At 71.0% G+C, this 20,760-nt stretch carries 2 protein-coding genes (1 of these 2 only partly in view); both read left to right on the top strand.

Going from position 1 to position 20,760, the window contains the following annotated elements; translation table 11 throughout:
• Positions 1-670: the end of a non-ribosomal peptide synthetase gene (locus R2B38_RS03295; RefSeq protein ID WP_318014867.1), read on the top strand. It extends 13,334 nt beyond the left edge of the window; only the last 670 of its 14,004 coding nucleotides appear in the window; its start codon lies beyond the left edge, outside the window; it ends in the stop codon at positions 668-670.
• The gene (locus tag R2B38_RS03290; protein WP_318014866.1) at positions 670-20,760 is read left to right on the top strand and encodes a non-ribosomal peptide synthase/polyketide synthase; all 20,091 of its coding nucleotides are present in this window, start codon (positions 670-672) and stop codon (positions 20,758-20,760) included. Before R2B38_RS03295 ends, R2B38_RS03290 begins: the two co-directional genes overlap by 1 nt.

Here is a 20,760-nt window from a genome sequence, read left to right as displayed (position 1 = left end):
CCGCACCGGGGACCGCGTCCGCTGGACGGCGGAGGGTCAGTTGGTGTTCGCCGGCCGTGCTGACGACCAGATCAAGATCCGCGGCTTCCGGATCGAACCGGGCGAGGTGCGGGCCGTGGTCGCCGCGCACCCCGGGGTCGTACGGGCCGCAGTGGTCGCACGAGAGGACGCGCCGGGTGAGACCCGCCTCGTGGCCTACGTCGTGGCGGCGGACGACGACACCCAACTGGACGCGCATGTACGCGAGTTCGCGGCAGATCGGCTTCCGGGACACATGGTGCCCTCTGCGGTCGTGGTCCTGGACGAGCTGCCGCTGACGGTCAACGGCAAGCTGGACCGGGCCGCCCTGCCGGTGCCCGAGCACACGGCCGGCTCGGGCCGGGCCCCGGCGACAGCACACGAAGAGTTCTTCTGCGCGGCGTTCGCCGAACTCCTCGGACTGCCCGAAGTGAGCGTCGACGACGACTTCTTCGCGCTCGGTGGCCACTCGCTCCTCGCCACACGGCTGGCCGGTGAAGTACGGGCGGATCGGGGCGTGGAGCTGCCGATCCGCGTGGTGTTCGAGACCCCGACACCGGCCGGACTCGCGGCCTGGCTCACAGAACAAGGCAGTCAGCAGCCGAAAGCCAGGCCCGTGCTACGGCCGATGCGCAAGCAGGAGGAGTCCTGATGATCCCGCTCTCGTTCGCCCAGCGCCGGCTGTGGTTCCTGGCGAAGTTGGAGGGCCCGAGCGACACCTACAACTTCCCGACGGTACTTCGCCTCTCCGGCACGCTGAACCAGGAGGCTCTGCGCTCCGCACTGTGGGATGTGCTGGGGCGGCATGAGGTGCTGCGCACAGTGTTCCCGGAGGCCGGTGGCGAGCCGTACCAGCGCGTCCTGCCGGTCGAGGAGACGGGGTTCGAGCCGGAGGTCACACGCGTCGCGCCGGAGGACCTGGCGGGTGCGGTGGCCGGGGCGGCACGTCACCCCTTTGATCTGGGCACCGAAATACCTTTGCGCGCCTGCCTGTTCGAGGTCGGGCCCGACGAGCACGTACTCGTACTGGTCGTGCACCACATCGCGTGGGACGGCTCGTCGGCCGCCCCGCTGGCCCGCGATCTGTCGGTGGCGTACGCGGCTCGGTGCGAGGGGCGGGAGCCGGGCTGGGAAGCGCTGCCGGTTCAGTACGCGGACTACACGGTCTGGCAGCGTGAGCTGCTCGGCGCGGAGAACGACCCCGACAGTGTGCTGTCCCGTCAGATCGCCTACTGGCGTGGGGTCTTGGCGGGAGTACCGGAAGAGCTGGAGCTGCCCTTCGACCGGCCGCGTCCGGCGACGGCCTCCCACCGCGCCCACCAGGTGACCCTGGACATTCCGGCCGAGTCGCATGAGCGTCTGGTGCGGCTGGCTCGGGAACGCGGGGTGACCCTGTTCATGCTGATGCAGGCCGCCCTTGCGGTGATGCTCAGCAGGGTCGGTGCGGGCACCGACATCCCGATCGGCTCGGCGGTCGCCGGTCGCACCGACAAGGCGTTGAACGGGCTGGTCGGCTTCTTCGTCAACACACTCGTGCTGCGTACCGACCTGTCGGGAGACCCGACGCTCGAAACCGTGCTCGACCGGGTGCGCGAGGCCGGGCTCGGGGCCTACGAGAACCAGGATGTTCCGTTCGAGCGCCTGGTGGAGGAGCTGGCCCCGGCGCGTTCGTTGTCGCGGCACCCGCTGTTCCAGGTGATGCTCACCCTCCAGAACGTGGCGCGCACCACCGCGAGCGACGGCTCCGTCCTCGACCTGCCGGGTGTACGTGCCACTGCGGAGTCCGCCGGACTCGCTGTGGCGAAGTTCGATCTGGAGGTGTCGGTCGGGGAGAGGTTCAACTCCGAGGGGAGTCCGGCCGGTGTCCGTGGTCAGTTGGTGGCCGCGGCGGATCTGTTCGACGTGGAGTCGGCTGAGCGGGTTGCGGGTTGGCTGGTGCGGGTGGTGGAGGTGCTGGCGGGTGCGCCGGGGACGCGGTTGTCGGGGGTGGAGTTGCTCGATGAGGGGGAGCGGCGCCGGCTGGTGGAGGGCGGCAGCGGTGCGGTGTGTGAGGTGCCGGGTGTGTCGGTGCCGGAGTTGTTTGGTGAGTGGGTGGTGCGGACGCCGGATGCGGTGGCGTTGGTGGCGGGTGAAGTGCGGTTGTCGTATGCGGAGTTGGATGCGCGGGCGAATCGGGTTGCGCATTGCCTGCGTGGGCGGGGTGTGGGTGCGGAGTCGGTTGTCGCGGTGTGTTTGGAGCGTGGTGTCGATCTGGTCGTGGTGCTGTTGGGGGTGTTGAAGGCGGGGGGTGTGTATCTGCCGGTGGATGTGGAGTATCCGGTGGAGCGGGTGGCGTTCATGGTCGCGGATGCGGCGCCGGTGTGTGTGGTGACGACGGTGGAGCATGCGGCGGTGGTGGCGGAGACGGCCGCTGGTGTGCCGGTGGTGGTGCTCGATGACCCGGCGGTGCAGGCGGAGTTGGACCGGCAGGCCACTGAGCTGGCACCCGGCTGGGCCGTTTCAGCTGAGAACGCGGCGTATGTGATGTATACGTCGGGTTCGACGGGGGTGCCGAAGGGGGTGGTGGCGACTCACGGGGATGTGGTGGGGCTGGCGTTGGCGTCGCATTGGGGTGTGTCGGGTGGGGCGCGGGTGTTGTTCCATGCGCCGCATGCGTTTGACGCGTCGTCGTATGAGGTGTGGGTGGCGTTGTTGTCGGGTGCGGGTGTGGTGGTGGCGCCGGCGGATGTGGTGGTTGACGGTGGTGTGCTGCGGTCGTGGATTGCTGAGTTTGGGTTGACGCATGTGCATGTGACGGCGGGGTTGTTCCGGGTGTTGGCGGAGCGGGATCCGGGGTGTTTTGCCGGGGTGGGTGAGGTGTTGACCGGTGGTGATGTGGTGCCGGTGGAGGCGGTGCGTCGGGTGGTGGGGGCGTGTGCGGGTGTGGTGGTGCGGCATCTGTATGGTCCGACGGAGGTGACGTTGTGTGCGACGCAGCATGCGGTGGTGTCGGGGGCGGGTGCGCTGGGGGGTGTGTTGCCGATCGGCAGGCCGCTGGACGGGACCAGGGCCTATGTGCTGGATGACTCCCTTGCCCCGGTTCCGGTCGGGGTGGCGGGTGAGTTGTATGTCGCGGGTGCGGGGCTGGCACGCGGCTATCTGGGGCGTGGGGGTCTGACCGCGGAGCGGTTCGTGGCCGATGTGTTCGGTGGTGTTGCGGGTGGGCGGATGTATCGCACGGGGGATCGTGTGAGGTGGGATGCGGGTGGTCGGCTGGTGTTTGTGGGCCGGTCGGATGAGCAGGTGAAGGTTCGTGGGTTCCGGGTGGAGCCGGGTGAGGTGGAGGCGGTGCTGGCCGGGCTGCCGCAGGTGGCGCAGGCCGCGGTGGTCGCCCGCGAGGATGTTGTGGGCGACAAGCGTCTGGTGGCGTATGTCGTCGCGGCCGGTGGCAGTGCGGGCGTGGCTGAACTGGGTCTGTCGGTAAGGGAGTTGGCGGCGGAGCAGTTGCCGGGGTACATGGTGCCCTCCGCAGTTGTGGTCCTGGACGCCCTGCCGTTGACGGGCAACGGCAAGCTCGACCGGGCTGCTCTGCCCGCCCCCGCGTACGCGGCGGTCTCGGGTCGGGGCCCGGCGGACGCGCGGGAGGAGATCCTGTGTGCCGCGTTCGCCGAAGTCCTCGGCGTGGACAACGTCGGCGCGGAGGACGACTTCTTCGCGCTGGGCGGCCATTCCCTGCTGGCGGTGTCTCTGGTGGAGAAGCTGCGCACCCGTGGGATGTCGGTGTCGGTGAAGGCGCTGTTCCAGACACCGACGCCGGCCGGTCTTGCGGTGGCCGCCGGGGCGGAGGAGATCTCGGTCCCGCCGAACCTGATCCCCGACGACGCCACCCACATCACCCCGGAGATGCTCCCGCTGGTCGACCTGGACGAGGCCGAGATCGAGCGGATCGTCGCGGCTGTCCCGGGCGGAGTGGGCAACATCGCCGACGTCTATCCGCTCGCCCCGCTCCAGGAAGGCATCTTCTTCCACCACCTCCTACACGCGGACAGCGGCGCGGACGTGTACGCATCGCCGACCGTCGTCGGATTCGACTCGCGCACGCTTCTCGACGACTTCCTGACCGCGTTTCAGCAGGTGGTGGACCGGCACGACATCTACCGCACGGCCATCGTGTGGGACGGCCTGCGCGAACCTGTCCAGGTCGTGCAGCGCCACGCCGAGCTGCCCGTCGAGGAGGTCGCGCTCGATCCCCTGGGCGCCGATCCCGTCGACCAGTTGATGTCTCTGGACGGGCTGGACGGCCTGGACGGGGCACGGATGGACCTCGGCCGAGCTCCACTGATCCAGGTGCGTACTGCCCTCACCCCGGGCGGCGATGGCCGGTGGCTGGCTCTGTTGCGCATCCACCACTTGGTGCAGGACCACACCACGCTGGACGTACTGCTCGCGGAGCTGGGCGCGTTCATGTCGGGGCAGGGTGAGACGCTGCCCGAACCGCTGCCGTTCCGGAACTTCGTGGCGCAGGCCCGGCTCGGTGTGGCCCGGGAGGAGCACGAGCGCTACTTCGCCGGCCTGCTCGGAGACGTGACCGAGACGACCGCGCCGTACGGCCTCCTCGATGTGCGCGGCGACGGCAGCGGGGTGGAGCGCGCGCGGCTGAACGTCGACTTGGAACTCGCCACCGAGACAAGGAAGTTGGCGCGCAGACTGGGAGTGAGCGCGGCGACCGTGTTCCATCTGGCATGGGCCCGTGTGCTGGCTTCCGTGTCCGGACGGGACGACGTCGTGTTCGGCACGGTGCTGTTCGGGCGAGTGAACGCCGGCGCCGGTTCCGACCGGGTACCCGGCCTCTTCATCAACACCCTTCCGGTGCGCGTCCGCGGCGACTCCTCAGGCGTACGCGATGCCCTGACCGGCCTGCGCGACCAGCTCGCGGAGCTGCTCGTGCACGAGCACGCCCCGCTCGCCCTCGCGCAGCAGGTCAGCGGTGTTCCGGGCGACGCGCCCCTGTTCACCTCGTTGTTCAACTACCGGCACAACCAGTCCGTCCCGCGAACCGCCACCGAGGGCGCGGGCACCGGCCCCCTTGAGGGAATCAGGACGCTGGTCAACCGGGAGGGCACCAACTATCCCGTGACCGCGGCCGTCGACGACAACGGAACCGACTTCGTCCTGAGCGTCGAGGCGGTGGCTCCTGCCGATCCGGACCAGATCTGCGCGCTGCTGCACACGGCCCTGCGCAGCCTCGTGGGTGCGCTGGGGGAGGACCCGGACATCCGGCTCGGCGCGCTGGACGTGCTCGACCCGGCCGGGCGCCGACAGGTGCTGGAGGAGTGGAACGACACGGAGGCCGAGGCGCCGCGGGCGCTGGTCCCCGAACTTTTCGAGTCGCAGGCGGCGTGCAGCCCGGATGCGGTGGCCGTGGTGTGTGACGGGGTGGAGGTGTCGTACGGCGAGTTGGACGCGCGGGCGAATCGGCTCGCGTACTACCTGGCGACGCAGGGTGTGGGTGCGGAGTCGGTGGTCGGGCTGTGTCTGCCGCGGGGTGTGGAGATGGTCGCGGCGATCCTGGCGGTGTGGAAGGCGGGGGCGGCCTATGTGCCGTTGGATCCCGAATACCCCTCTGAGCGGCTGGAGTTCATGCTCGCGGACAGTGGGGCGCGACTCTTGTTGGGTCCGCGGGAGCTGACACGGAATCTTTCCCTGCCGGGCCTGCGCTTGGTCGACCTGGACGACCGTGAGGTGGCTGCGGGGCCTTCGTCGGCTCCGGTGGTGGAGCGCGATCCTGATGGGTTGGCGTATGTGATCTATACGTCGGGTTCGTCGGGGCGGCCGAAGGGCGTGGCGGTTTCGCAGGGGTCGGTGGCGAACATGGCGCTTGCTCTGGGGCCGGTGCTTGGCGCCGGGCCGGGTGTGCGGGTGCTGCAGTTCGCGTCGTTCAGTTTCGACGCGTCGGTGCTGGACGTGGCCGCGACGCTCGCGGCGGGCGGGACGCTGGTGGTGGCCGCCTCTGCGGAGCGTTCGGATGCCGGATTGCTGGTGCGGATGCTGCGGGAGTCCGGGGTGCGGTCGGCGAGTGTGGTGCCGTCGCTGCTCGGTGTGCTGGAGCCGGGGGAGTTGCCGGAGCTCTCGACGGTGTTGGTGGGTGCGGAGCCGATCGGTGTGCGGCAGGCGGAGGTGTGGTCGGCGGGCCGGCGGCTGGTGAACACGTACGGTCCGACCGAGGCGACGGTGATGGTCACTGCGGGGGTGGTGGGTGCGGGGCCGGTGGTGGCGATGGGGTCGCCGATCGCCAACACGCGGGCCTATGTTCTCGATGGGTCGCTTGTTCCTGTGCCGGTGGGTGCGGCGGGTGAGTTGTATATCGCGGGTTCGCAGTTGGCGCGGGGGTATGTGGGGCGTGCGGATCTGACGTCGGAGCGGTTTGTGGCGTGCCCGTTCGGTGGGGGCGGGCAGCGGATGTACCGGACGGGGGATCTGGCGCGGTGGACCGGGGACGGTCGGCTGGTGTTCGCGGGGCGTGTGGATGAGCAGGTGAAGATCCGGGGGTTCCGGATCGAGCCGGGTGAGGTTGCCGAGGTGCTTGCCCAGCATCCTTCGGTGGCGCGGGCGGCGGTGGTCGTACGTGAGGACGCGGCGGGGGACAAACGGCTGGTGGCCTATGTGGTTCCTGCGGACGCGGAGTTCACGGGGCCAGAACTGATCGATGCTGTAAGGGAGTTCGCGGGGGACCGGCTGCCGGAGTACATGGTTCCGTCGGCGGTCGTGGTGCTGGACGCGCTGCCGCTGACGGTCAACGGCAAGCTGGACCGGGCCGCGCTGCCCGCGCCGGAGCACGCCGTGCAGAGTGCCGGACGTGCGCCGGTCACCGTGCACGAAGAGCTGCTGTGCCAGGCGTTCGCCCATGTCCTCGGCCTGCCCGCCGTCGGTGTGAACGACGACTTCTTCGCGCTCGGCGGCCACTCGCTCCTGGCGACTCGACTGGTCAGCCGGGTCCGGGCCGTGCTCGGCGTCGAGCTGCCCATCCGGGTCCTGTTCGACGCGCCGACACCGGCCCGGCTCGCCGCCCACTTGGGCCAGGCCGCCCGGGGGCGGGCCGTCCTCGCGCCCATGGTGCGTCCCGAGCGGCTCCCCCTGTCGTACGCGCAGCAACGGCTCTGGTTCCTGGCCCAGTTGGAGGGACCGAGCCCGACCTACAACATCCCGATGACACTGCGGCTGTCGGGCGGAGTGGACGCCGCGGCGCTGGAGACCGCGCTGCGGGACGTGATCGGGCGCCACGAGGTCCTGCGCACGGTGTTCCCCGCGGTCGACGGGCAGCCCTGCCAGCGGATCCTGCCGGTCGGCGAATGCGGATTCGCCCTGAGCACCGCCGCGGTGACACCGGACAGTCTCACGACCGCGGTGGCCGACGCGCTGGGCCACGGCTTCGACCTGGCCGCGGAGATTCCGCTGCGCGCCACGCTCTTCGAGGTGGGCCCGCAGGAGCATGTGCTGGTACTCCTCGTGCACCACATCGCGGGAGACGGCTGGTCCACCTCACCGCTGGCGCGTGACCTCACGACCGCCTATACGGCACGGCTCGCGGGCCGGACCCCGGAGTGGGAACCGCTGCCGGTGCAGTACGTGGACTACGCCCTGTGGCAGCGGGAGTTGCTCGGTGCTCCGGACGACCCGGACAGCCTTCTCGGCGCTCAGGTCGCCTACTGGCGGGAGACGCTGTCCGGCCTGCCGGAAGAGCTGGAGCTCCCCTTCGACCGGCCCCGTCAGGCGGTCGCCTCCCACCGGGGGCACCAGGTGCCGCTGGAGCTGTCACCCGAACTGCACTCACGGATCGTGGAGTTGGCGCGGGCCGAGGGCGTGACGCCCTTCATGGTGCTGCAGGCGGCACTCGCCGTGCTGCTGTCCCGGCTCGGCGCCGGCACGGACATCCCGATCGGTTCGGCGGCGGCGGGCCGCACCGACGAAGCGCTGGACGATCTCGTCGGGTTCTTCGTCAACACCCTTGTGATCCGCGCCGACCTGTCGGGCGACCCCACGTTCACGGAGACGCTCTCCCGGGTGCGGGAGGCCGGCCTCGGCGCGTACGCGCACCAGGACGTGTCGTTCGAGCGGCTGGTGGAGGAACTCGCCCCCGTTCGCTCCTTGTCGCGCCATCCGCTGTTCCAGGTGATGCTCACCCTGCAGAACAACGCTCAGGTGGCCCTGGAACTGCCCGGCGTGCGCTCCGGCGGACTGCCCGGCAGAGCGGGAACGCCGTCGATCGCGGTGAAGTTCGACCTGGAGGTCACCGCCGTCGAGGTGTTCGACGAGACGGGGGCTCCCGCCGGGCTGCGCTGCGTGGTCGTGGGCGCCGCCGATCTGTTCGACGAGGAGTCCGTGGCGCGGTTCGCCCAGCGCTGGACGCGCGCCCTGGCGCTGCTGGTCGGTGACCCCGGACTGTCGCTGAGCCGGGTGGACGTGCTCGGCGCCGAGGAGCGCCGGCAGGTGCTCGAAGGCTGGAACGACACCGCGGTCGCGCTGCCCGGGACGCTGGTGCCCGAGCTGATCGCGCGGCGTGCGGCCGAAGACCCCGCGGCCGTGGCCGTGGTGTGCGACGGGACCGAACTGTCGTACGCGGAGCTGGAACAGCGGGCGAACCGCCTCGCGCATCTGCTGATCGCCCGCGGAGCCGGCCCGAGCAGTGCGGTAGGGCTCTGCCTGCCACGAGGGGCGGACATGATCGTCGCGCTCCTCGGAGTGTGGAGGACGGGCGCCGCCTATCTGCCGCTGGACCCCGAATACCCCGTCGAGCGGCTGGAGTTCATGCTCGCCGACGCCGGTGCCGACATCCTCGTCGGCACCGGTGGGTCCGCCGACGGACTGAGCGCGCCGCGGACGGTGACTCTCGACGCGCCGGAGACCCTTGCCGCACTGCGCGAGGCGCCGGTGACGGCACCTCGGGTCTCCCCGCATCCCGGGCAGGTGGCGTATGTGATCTATACGTCGGGTTCGACGGGCGTACCGAAGGGCGTGGCGGTCTCGCACGCGTCGGTGGCGAACATGGCGCTGGCACTGGGCCCGGTGCTCGGCGCGGGTCCCCGCGTCCCCGTGCTGCAGTTCGCGTCGTTCAGCTTCGACGCGTCGGTCCTCGACGTGGCCGCGACGCTGGCGGCCGGCGGCACGCTGGTGGTGGCGGGATCCGCCGAGCGGGCGGAGCCGGAACTGCTGGTGGACCTGATCCGCACGGCGGGCGTACGGTCGGCCAGCGTGGTGCCCTCGCTGCTCGGGGTGCTCGAACCGGGAGAGCTGCCGGAGCTCTCCACCATCCTCGTCGGCGCCGAGCCGATCAGCGCCCGGCAGGCCGACGCGTGGGCGCGGGGCCGGCGCCTCGTCAACACCTATGGCCCGACCGAGGCCACGGTGATGATCACCACCGGGCTCGTCGTCCCCGGCAGGGGGCCGGTGGTCCCGATGGGCGCGCCGATCGCCAATACGCGCGTGTATGTGCTCGACGACCGGCTGGAGCCGGTGCCGGTGGGGGTGGCGGGCGAGCTCTGTCTGGCGGGCGCCGGCCTCGCTCAGGGCTATGCGGGTCGCGCGGGTCTGACCGCGGAACGGTTCGTGGCCTGCCCGTACGGCTCGGCCGGCGAGCGGATGTACCGCACCGGTGACCGGGCCCGCTGGACCGCGGACGGGCAGCTGGCGTTCGCCGGCCGCGCCGACGACCAGGTCAAGATCCGCGGATTCAGGATCGAGCCCGGTGAGGTCGCCGAGGCCCTGGCCGCGCACCCGGCGGTGGCCCACGCGGCCGTGGTGGCTCGCGCGGACGCTGCCGGGGACACGCGGCTCGTCGCCTATGTCGTACCGGCAGGGCCCGACCGGGCCCCGGACGAACTGGCCGGTGAGATAAGGGAGTTCGCGAGTCAGCGGCTGCCCGGACACATGGTGCCGTCGGCGGTCGTCACACTCGACGCGCTGCCGCTCACGGAGAACGGGAAGCTGGACCGCGCCGCACTGCCCGCCCCGGACTTCGCCGCGACGGCGGGCGCCGGCCGGGCGCCGGCCACGGTCCGCGAGGAGATCCTGTGCGCCGTGTTCGCCGAGGTGCTCGGCGTGCCGTCGGTCGGCGTGGACGACGACTTCTTCGCGCTCGGCGGTCACTCGCTCCTCGCCGTGACCCTGGTGGAACGGCTCCGCGCGCACGGAGTGCCGATCTCGGTACGGGCGCTGTTCCAGACTCCGACACCCGCCGGACTCGCCGGTGCGACAGGGCCCGAAACGGTGGTGGTGCCCCGCAACGCGATACCCGCGGACGCCCGGGAGCTCACCCCGGACATGCTCCCGCTGGTGGACCTGAACGCCTCCGAGATCGCGCGGATCGTGGCGGAGGTGGACGGCGGCGCCGCCAATGTCGCGGACGTCTATCCGCTCGCGCCGCTCCAGGAAGGCTTCCTCTTCCACCACCTCCTCGCGGACGGCGGCGAGGACGCGTACGTCGTCCCCACCGTTCTCGCATTCGACTCGCGGCAGCGCCTGGAAGGTTTCGCCACGGCGCTGCAACGCGTGGTGGACCGGCACGACGTACTGCGCACCGCGGTCCTCTGGGAAGGCCTGCGGGAACCCGTGCAGGTGGTGTGGCGGCGCGCCGTGATCCCCGTCGAGGAAGTCGCCGTGGACCCGCGGGGCGCCGACCCGGCACGGGAGTTGACGGCGGCCGTAGGTCTGTCGATGGACCTGGGGCGGGCACCGCTGATCAGCCTGCACACCGCGGCGCTGCCCGACGGGCGACACCTCGGCCTGCTGCGCATGCACCACATGGTGCAGGACCACACCGCGCTCGACGTGATCCTCGGCGAGGTCCGGCTGTTCCTCGCCGGACGGGGCGACGAACTGCCCGAGCCGCTGCCGTTCCGTGACTTCGTGGCGCATGCGCGCGCCACGAACGACGACGGAGCACACGAGCGGTTCTTCGCCGAACTCCTCGGCGACGTCACGGAACCGACGGCACCGTACGGCCTGCTGGACGTACGCGGGGACGGCGCGGACACCGTCCGGGCCGTGGTGGACCTCGCGCCGACGGTGTCCGGACGGCTGCGCGAGGCGGCCCGCCGCCTGGGTGTGAGCCCCGCGACGGTGCTGCACGTGGCATGGGCCCGGGTCCTGGCCGCGGTGTCGGGGCGTGATGACGTCGTGTTCGGCACGGTGCTGTTCGGGCGGATGAACGCCGGAACCGGGTCCGACCGGGTTCCCGGACCCTTCATGAACACGCTTCCGGTACGGGTACACGTCGCGGGCGACGGTGCCAAGGAGGCGGTCGACGCGATGCGCCGGCAGCTCGCGAACCTGCTGGAGCACGAGCACGCACCGCTGGCCCTGGCCCAGCGGGCCAGCGGCGTACCGGGCGACACACCGCTGTTCACCTCGCTGCTCAACTACCGCCACAACACCGGTCGCACAACGGACGGGAGCGCGGACACGGACCGGCCGGCCGGTCGCCTCGACGGCATCAGGACCCTGTTCTCGCAGGAGCGCGACAACTTCCCGCTCTCGGTCTCGGTGGACGACGACGGAGAGGGCATCGGCCTGTCCGTGGAGGCGCTCGACCCGATCGACCCGGACGTGGTGGGCAACCTGCTCCGTACCGCCGTACAGAACCTGGTCGGCGCGCTGGAGGAAGCCCTCGACGGCGGCCCGGACCTCCCGCTCGGCGCGGTGGAGGTGCTCGACGAGGCCGAACGGACCCGTGTCCTCGTCGAGTGGAACGACTCCGGCCTGGATGTGCCCGACCGGACCCTGACCGAGGAGTTCGAGGAGCAGGCGGCCCGGACCCCGGACGCCGTCGCCGCGGTGGGCGCGGGCATCGAGCTGACGTACGCCGAGCTGGACACGAACGCCGATCGCCTCGCGCGGCTGCTCGTCCGCCGCGGCGTCGGCCCGGAATCGGTGGTCGCGGTGCTCCTGGAGCGCGGCGTCGCATCCGTGGTGGCGCTCCTCGCGATCCTCAAGGCGGGCGGCGCCTACCTGCCGGTGGACCCGGACTATCCGGCGGACCGCGTGGCATCCGTCCTCGAGGACGCGGTACCCGTGGTGGTCCTCGCCGACGCGAGCACGGCCGCGGCCGCGGCCAGGTCGGCCGCCCAGGTGCTGAACCTGGACGCTCCCGCCACCGCCGAGGAGCTGGACGGAGTGCCGCCCGGCCCCTTGGGCGACGACGAGCGGACGGCACCCGAGGCGGAGCACGCGGCATACGTCATCTACACCTCCGGTTCGACCGGACGCCCCAAGGGCGTGGTGATCCCGCACTCGGGTCTGCACAACCTCTACGCCTTCCACCGCGCGCACGTGATCGCGCGAGCCGGCCGCCGCATGCGGGTGGCGCTGACGGCCTCCCTCTCCTTCGACACCTCGTGGGAGGGGCTGCTGTGGATGGTGGCAGGACACGAGCTGCACGTGGTCCCCGACGATGTGCGCCGGGACGCGACCGCCCTGGTCGAGTACGTCTCCACAGCCCGCGTCGACGTCATGGACCTGACCCCGACATACGCCGAACTGCTGCTGGAGCAGGGCCTGTTGGCGAACCCGGCGCACCGGCTCAGCGTGTTCCTCCTCGGTGGGGAAGCGGCCGGAGCGGCGCTGTGGGAGCGGATACGGGAGACCGGGGGCACCCGGTGCGTCAACTTGTACGGGCCCACCGAGTTCAGCGTCGACGCCCTCTGGTTCGACGCGGCGGAGAGCGCCCGGCCGCTGGTGGGCCGACCCGTCGCGAACACCCGGGCATACGTCCTGGACGGCGGGCTGCGCCCCGTCGGCGCCGGCACGGTCGGCGAGCTCTACCTGGCGGGTGCGGGCCTGGCCCGCGGCTACCTGGGACAAGCGGCACTAACCGGCGAGCGGTTCGTGGCCTGCCCCTTCGAACCGGGCGCACGGATGTACCGCACGGGCGACCTGGTCCGCTGGGACGGGGCCGGCCGCGTCGAGTACCTGGGCCGCGCCGACGACCAGGTGAAGATCCGCGGATTCCGCATCGAACCCGGAGAGGTGCGGACGGTCCTCGCCGAACACCCCGCCGTGGCGCAGGCCGCCGTACTGGCCCGCGACGACGACACCTCGGGAGAACTGCGCCTGGTCGCGTACGTCGTCCCCGCCGACGGCACGGAGGCATCCGAACTCGCCCAGCTCGTCCGGAAGTTCGCCGCGGACCGGCTCCCGCGGTACATGGTTCCGTCGGCCGTCGTCGTTCTGGACGCGCTGCCCATGACGGTCAACGGAAAGCTGGACGGTCGGGCGCTGCCCGCGCCGGACTACGCCGCCTCGGCGGGCGCGGGCCGCGGTCCCGCCACCCTCCAGCAGGAGATCCTGTGCGCCGCGTTCGCCGAGGTGCTCGGCGTGCCGTCGGTCGGCGTCGACGACGACTTCTTCGCGCTCGGTGGGCACTCCCTGCTCGCCACCCGGCTGCTCAGCCGGATCAGGACGGTGCTCGGCGCGGAAATGCCCCTGCGGGCACTGTTCGAGACGCCGACGGTGGCCGGGCTCGCCCCCCGCCTCACGGACGCGGACGACGCCCGCCCCGCGCTGGTGGCCGGCGTACGCCCCGAGCTGGTGCCGCTGTCGTACGCCCAGCGCAGGCTGTGGTTCATCGGGCAGCTGGAGGGCCCGAGTCCCACCTACAACCTCCCGACGGTGCTGCGGGTCTCCGGCCAGGTGGACCGGGAGGCCCTCGGTGCGGCGATACGGGACGTCATGGCGCGGCACGAGGTGCTGCGTACGGTGTTCACCACCGCGGACGGCGAGCCGTTCCAGAAGATCCTCGAACCCTCCGAACCCTCCGAACTCACCTGGGAACTACAGGTGTTCGACCTGACCGCGGCCGACGCCCCGGCCGACGCCCCGGCCGACGCCCCGGCCGACGCCCCGACCGACCGGGCACAGGCTGTCGCGGCGGCGACCGGGTACGCCTTCGACCTCGCCGCAGAGGTGCCGATCCGCGCCACACTGATCACCGTGGGCCCCGATGAGCACGTCCTCGTGGTCGTCGTCCACCACATCGCCGGCGACGGCTGGTCGCTGGGACCGCTCGGCCGGGACGTGTCCCTCGCGTACGAGGCACGGCTCGCGGGACAGGACCCGCGGTGGACTCCGCTGCCGGTGCAGTACGCGGACTACGCCCTGTGGCAGCGCGAACTGCTCGGCGCGGCGGACGACCCGGAGAGCCGGATGTCCCGGCAGGTGGCGTACTGGAGCGACGAACTGGCCGGATCCCCCGAGGAGTTGCCGCTTCCCACCGACCGGTCGCGTCCCGCCGTCCCCTCGCATCGGGGCCACCCGGTGAGGCTGACCGTCCCGGCCGGACTTCACGCCCGCCTCCTCGACCTGGCGCGGGAACGCGGGGTCACCCTGTTCATGCTGCTGCAGGCCGGGCTGGCGGTCACGCTGTCCCGCCTCGGCTCCGGCTCCGACATCCCGATCGGGACCGCGGTGGCGGGCCGCACCGACGAGGCACTCGACGACCTGGTGGGGTGCTTCGTCAACACCCTGGTGATCCGCACCGACCTGTCCGGCGACCCGACATTCGCCGAACTTCTGGACCAGGTGCGGGAGACGGGACTGCGCGCGTTCGCGCACCAGGACGTGCCGTTCGAGAAGCTGGTGGAGGAGTTGGCTCCGGCCCGTTCCCTGGCCCGCCAGCCCCTGTACCAGGTCATGCTCACCTTTCAGGACACCGTTTCGACGGCGGGCGCGGACCCCGGATCGGCGCCCGGGCTCTCCGGTCTCCAGGTGAGCGGGATGCCCATCGGCCAGGTGGCGGCGAAGTTCGACCTGGCGGTGGCCGTGGGGGAGGTGTTCGACGAACACGGCGCCCCCTCGGGACTCGGCGGAATGGTCACCGGAGCGGCGGACCTCTTCGACGCGGCCACGGTGGAGCGGTGCGCGGACTCCTTGGTCCGCGTGTTGTCGGCGCTGGTCGAGGATCCGTCGGTGCGGGTGAGTGCGGTGGATGTGCTGGGTGCGGGTGAGCGGCGTCTGGTGTTGGAGGGGTGGAACGATAGTGGTGTTGAGCTGTCGGAGACGTTGGTTCCTGAACTGTTTGCGGCGCAGGTGGCGCGGACGCCTGATGCGGTGGCGGTCGTCTCGGGTGAGCATCGAGTGTCGTTTGCGGAGTTGGATGCGCGGGCGAATCGGTTGGCGCGTTACTTGGTCGCGCAGGGTGTGGGTGCGGAGTCGGTGGTGGGGTTGTGTCTGCCGCGGGGTGTGGAGACGATCGCGGGGATCCTGGGTGTGTGGAAGGCGGGGGCTGCGTATCTGCCGGTGGATGTTGGGCAGCCGGCGGAGCGGATTTCTTATCAACTCCGGGACAGTCGTGCGGTGTTGACGTTGACGACGGAGGAGATTCTGGGGGATCTGCCGGCGGGCCGGTATCGGCTGGTGGCGGTGGACGGGACGCTGACTGCGATGCAGTTGGCCGCTTCACCGGATACGGCGCCCGAAGTGACGGTCGAGGCTGGCCAGTTGGCGTATGTGATTTATACGTCGGGTTCGACGGGGCGGCCGAAGGGGGTTGCGGTCACGCACGGCGCGCTGGCCAACTACGTGTCGTCGGTGCCCGATCGGCTGGAGTTCGGTGTGCCGGGTGCCCGGTATGCGGTGTTGCAGGGGCAGGCGACCGACCTGGGCAACACGGTGGTGTTCGCGAGTCTGACCACCGGGGGCGAGCTGCACATCCTGGAGGAGGAAGCGGTCACCGACCCGGTGGCGGTAGCGCGCTATCTGACCGAGCAGCGGATCGACTATCTCAAGGCGGTGCCGTCGCATGTGGCGGCGCTGGGTGCGGCCGCGGTGCTGCCTGCCAAGTCGCTTGTGTTGGGTGGTGAGGCAGCCTCGCCCGCTCTGGTCGGGGAGTTGCTGGAGGCGGCCGGTGAGCGTGGGGTGTTCAACCACTACGGTCCGACCGAGACGACCATCGGTGTCGCGACCACCCGTCTGACCGAGGAGACGGTGCAGGCCGGTGTGGTGCCGGTGGGTACGCCGGTGGCCAACACCCGCTTCTACGTCCTGGACGACGCGCTCCACCCGGTGGCGCCGGGCGTGACCGGTGAACTGTTTGTGGCTGGTGCGCAGTTGGCGCGTGGCTATGTGGGTCAGGCCGGTGTGACGGCGGAGCGGTTCGTGGCCTGCCCGTACGGCGGCTCCGGTGAGCGGATGTACCGCACCGGCGACCGGGCCCGCTGGACGGCCGACGGCAGGTTGGTGTTCGCAGGCCGGGCGGACGACCAGGTCAAGATCCGCGGCTTCCGGGTGGAGCCCGGCGAGGTCCAGGCCGTGGTTTCCGGGCATCCGGCGGTGTCGCAGGCGGCGGTCGTAGCCCGCGAGGACATCCCCGGCGACACCCGCCTGGTCGCCTACGTCGTCCCGGTCGACGAGGACGCAGACGCGGCCGAACTCACCGTAATCATCAGGGAGTTCACGGCGTCCCGGCTGCCCGAGCACATGGTGCCCGCCGCGGTCGTCGTCCTCGACGCACTGCCGTTGACCGGCAACGGCAAGCTCGACCGCGCGGCCCTGCCGGCGCCGGACTATGCGGCGGCGGTCACCCATGCGGGCCGTGCCCCGGCGAACGTGCAGGAGGAGATCCTGTGCGCCGTGTTCGCCGAGGTGCTCGGCGTTCCGTCCGTCGGGGTCGACGACGACTTCTTCCAGTTGGGCGGGCATTCCTTGCTCGCGGTGTCGCTGGTGGAGCAGTTGCGGGCGCGCGGGGTGTCGATCTCGGTCAGGGCGCTGTTCCAGGCGCCCACTCCTGCCGGACTCGCCGCGGAGGCCGCCCCGGGTGACGTGGTGGTGCCGCCGAACGGGATTCCCGAGGGTGCCACGGAGATCACCCCGGAGATGCTGCCGCTCGTCGAGCTGAGCGAGGAGGAGGTCGGGCGGATCGTCGCGGCGGTCCCGGGCGGTGCGGCCAATGTCGCCGACGTCTACCCGCTGGCGCCGCTCCAGGAAGGCATCTTCTTCCACTACCTGATGCAGGACACCGACAGCGTCGACGTCTATTCGTCCCCGACGATCGTGGGCTTCGACTCGCGGACACAGCTGGACGAATTCCTCGGCGCGCTGCGGCAGATCATCGCTCGGCACGACATCTACCGCACGTCGATCGTGTGGGAAGGGCTGCGCGAACCGGTGCAGGTGGTCGCCCGGCACGCCGAACTGCCGGTCGAGGAGATGACGCTCGACGTCCAAGGGCCCGGCGCCAAGGAGCAGTTGCTCGCGAGGGCCGCGGAACGGATGGACCTGAAGCGAGCGCCGCTGCTGCGTGTACACATCGCGGCCGAGACCGGCGGCGACCGGTGGCTGGCGATGGTGCGTATCCACCACCTCATCCAGGACCACACCACGCAGGACGTCATGCTCCGGGAACTGAGCGCCTTCCTGTCGGGCCGGCCGGATTCGCTGCCCGAGCCGCTGCCGTTCCGGAACTTCGTGGCACAGGCCAGGTTCGGGATGCCGCGTGAGGAGCACGAGCGGTACTTCGCCGGGCTGCTGGGTGACGTGTCGGAGACCACGGCGCCGTACGGCCTGCTGGACATCCACGGCGACGGCGGCGGGGTGGAACGCGGGCATCTGGTCGTCGAGCATGAACTGGGCGACGGTGTACGGGAGGTGGCGCGCTCGCTCGGGGTGAGTGCGGCCACGGTCTTCCATCTGGCGTGGGCGCGGGTGCTGGCGGCGGTCAGCGACCGGGACGACGTGGTGTTCGGCACGGTGCTCTTCGGGCGTATGAACGCCGGTATCGGCTCGGACCGGGTGCCCGGGCTGTTCCTCAACACCCTGCCGGTACGGGTGCGGGTCGGCGCGGCCGGTGTCGGTGAATCCCTGTTCGACCTGCGCGACCAGTTGGCGGAACTCCTTGTGCATGAGCACGCGCCGCTGGCTCTGGCGCAGCAGTCGAGCGGGGTGTCGGGCGGCAGCCCGCTGTTCACCTCGATCTTCAACTACCGGCACAGCGCGCGGAGCGCGACGCGGACAGGTCAGGACGGCGGTGCCGCGCTCGCAGGCATCCGCACGGTGCACATCCAGGACAACACCAACTACCCGCTGAGCGTGGCGATCGACGACCGCGGCACCGAGTTCACGGTGAACGTCCAGGCGGCCGTCGTCGATGCCGAAGCCGTGTGCGGGCTGCTGCACACGGCTTTGGAGGGGCTGGTGGACGCTCTGCGGGACGCCCCGGACACCAGCCTCGCGGCGGTGGATGTGCTGGGTGCGGTGGAGCGGCGCCGGGTGGTGGAGGAGTGGAACCGGACTGCTGTCGAGGTGCCGAGCATGTCGGCGGCGGGGTTGTTCGCGGCGCAGGTGGTCCGGACGCCGGATGCGCCGGCTGTGGTGGGTGACGGGGTGGAGGTGTCGTACGCGGAGCTGGACGCGCGGGCGAACCGGCTCGCGCACTACCTGCGGGCGCAGGGTGTGGGTGCGGAGTCGCTGGTGGGCCTGTGTCTGCCGCGTGGGGTCGAGTTGATCGCGGCGATCATCGGCGTGTGGAAGGCGGGTGCGGCCTACCTTCCGCTCGATCCCGAATATCCGGCCGCGCGGCTGAACCACATGCTGACCGACAGTCGGGCTTCGGTTCTGGTGGGTCTGGAGGAGGTCCTCGACGAACTGCCGGTCGGCCGGGTCAGGGCGATCGCGCTGGACGATCCGCTGACGGTGGCCACTCTCGCCGCCCAGCCCGACTTCGCGCCTGAAGTCACCGTGTCACCAGCGCAGTTGGCGTATGTGATCTATACGTCGGGGTCGACAGGCCGGCCCAAGGGCGTGGCGGTCTCCCACGCGGGCGTGGCGAGTCTGGTGGCGGCGCAGGTCGAGCGGTTCGCGGTGGACGGGTCCAGCCGCGTGCTGCAGTTCGCGTCGGTCAGCTTCGACGCGGCGCTGTGGGAGCTGGTGATGGGGCTGGGTACGGGGGCCTGTCTGGTGGTGGCACCGGCGGAGGAACTGCTGCCGGGTGCGGGCCTCGCGGAGGTCGTGGCGCGTCACCGGGTCACGCATGCCACCCTGCCGCCCGCGGTGCTGGCGGTGCTGGGACCGGAGGATCTGGCGCCGGTGACGGCGCTGGTGTCGGCGGGTGAGGCGCTGGGCGAGGAGCTGGTGGCGCGGTGGTCGGTGGGCCGACGGTTCGTGAACGCCTACGGGCCGACGGAGACGACGGTGTGCGCGACGATGTCGCGGCCGCTGGCGGCCGGCGGTGCGGCGGACATCGGTGGTCCCGTGGTCAACGCGCGGGTGTTCGTGCTGGACGACCGGCTGGAGCCGGTGCCGGTGGGCGTGCCGGGTGAGTTGTATGTGGCGGGTGTGGGGCTGGCCCGCGGCTATCTGGGGCGTGCGGGGCTGACCGCGGAGCGGTTCGTGGCGTGCCCGTTCGGCTCCCTGGGCGAGCGGATGTACCGCACCGGGGACCGGGTGCAGTGGACCGCGGACGGTCGGCTGGTGTTCGCGGGGCGGTCGGACGAGCAGGTGAAGATCCGCGGGTTCCGGATCGAGCCGGGTGAGGTGCGTACGGTGGTGGCGGAGCATCCCGGAGTCGCCAGGGCCGCGGTGATCGCCCGGGAGGACGTGCCGGGGGACAAGCGCCTCGTCGCCTATGTCGTGTCCGCCGGGGAAGGCGAACCTGCCGATGGCGTACGGGAGTTCGTGGCGGCCCGGCTCCCGGAGTACATGGTGCCCTCGGCGGTCGTCGTCCTCGACGAGCTGCCGCTGACGGTGAACGGCAAACTCGACCGCGCCGCCCTGCCCGCACCCGACTACGTCACGGGCTCCGCCGCGGAGCCGACGTGGAAGCGTGGACCCGCCGGCGCGTTCGAAGAGGCGGTGTGCGAGGCCTTCGCGGAGGTGCTCGGCGTGCCGAGCGTCGGCGTGGACGACGACTTCTTCGCACTCGGCGGCCATTCCCTCCTCGCGGTCTCGCTCATGGAGCAGCTGCGGACCCGGGGCATGTCGGTGTCGATGCGGGACATCATCGCGCACCCGACGCCGGCGAGTCTGATGGGCACACTGAACCTGTCGTCCGTCCAGGAGGCACTGGCCGGCGTGCTGCCGATCCGGCCCGGAGGCAGCGCCGCGCCCTACTTCTTCGTGCACCCGGGCGGCGGACTGAGCTGGTGCTACATGCCGTTCGCCCGGTACGTCGCCGAGGAGCATCCGCTGTACGGTCTGCAGGCCCGGGGGATCGACGGAACGGGTGAATTCGCGGACTCCATAGGGGAGATGGCCGACGCCTACGTCGAACAGATCCGCTCGGTGCGGGAATCGGGACCGTACTACCTGGTGGGCTGGTCCTTCGGCGGCATCCCGGCACACGAGATCGCCATCCGGCTGCGCGCCGCGGGGGAAGAAGTGGGTCTGGTCCTCATGGACGCGTACCCACTGGAACCGATGGACGGTGGTGGTCCCGCGCGACAGGTCGACGACGCCGAGATCGTGCGGCGCGCTCGCGCTGAACTCGGCCATCTTGTCGACGGTTTCTCGAACGAGGAACTGGGCCGCATGGCGCGCGTCTACAACAACCACGTGAGGCTCAAGCTGGAGCACGAGCAAGGGACCTTCAGCGGCAGGACACTGCTTCTGGTGGCTGAGACGGGAAAGCCCGAGGACTTCTCCGCCCTCGGTTTGTGGCAGCCGTACTCAAGCGGGGAGATCACCATCTCCGGTCTTCCTTGTGAGCATTCCGACATGGTGCGCCCGGACATTATCGAACTGGCCTGGAAGGCCATGTCGGAATGGTCTGACGAGGAATAG

The sequence above is a fragment of the Streptomyces sp. N50 genome (assembly GCF_033335955.1).
Taxonomy (GTDB): Bacteria; Actinomycetota; Actinomycetes; order Streptomycetales; family Streptomycetaceae; genus Streptomyces.
Note: the sequence above shows the minus strand (reverse complement) of the source record. Positions and strands in the feature narration are given on the sequence as shown.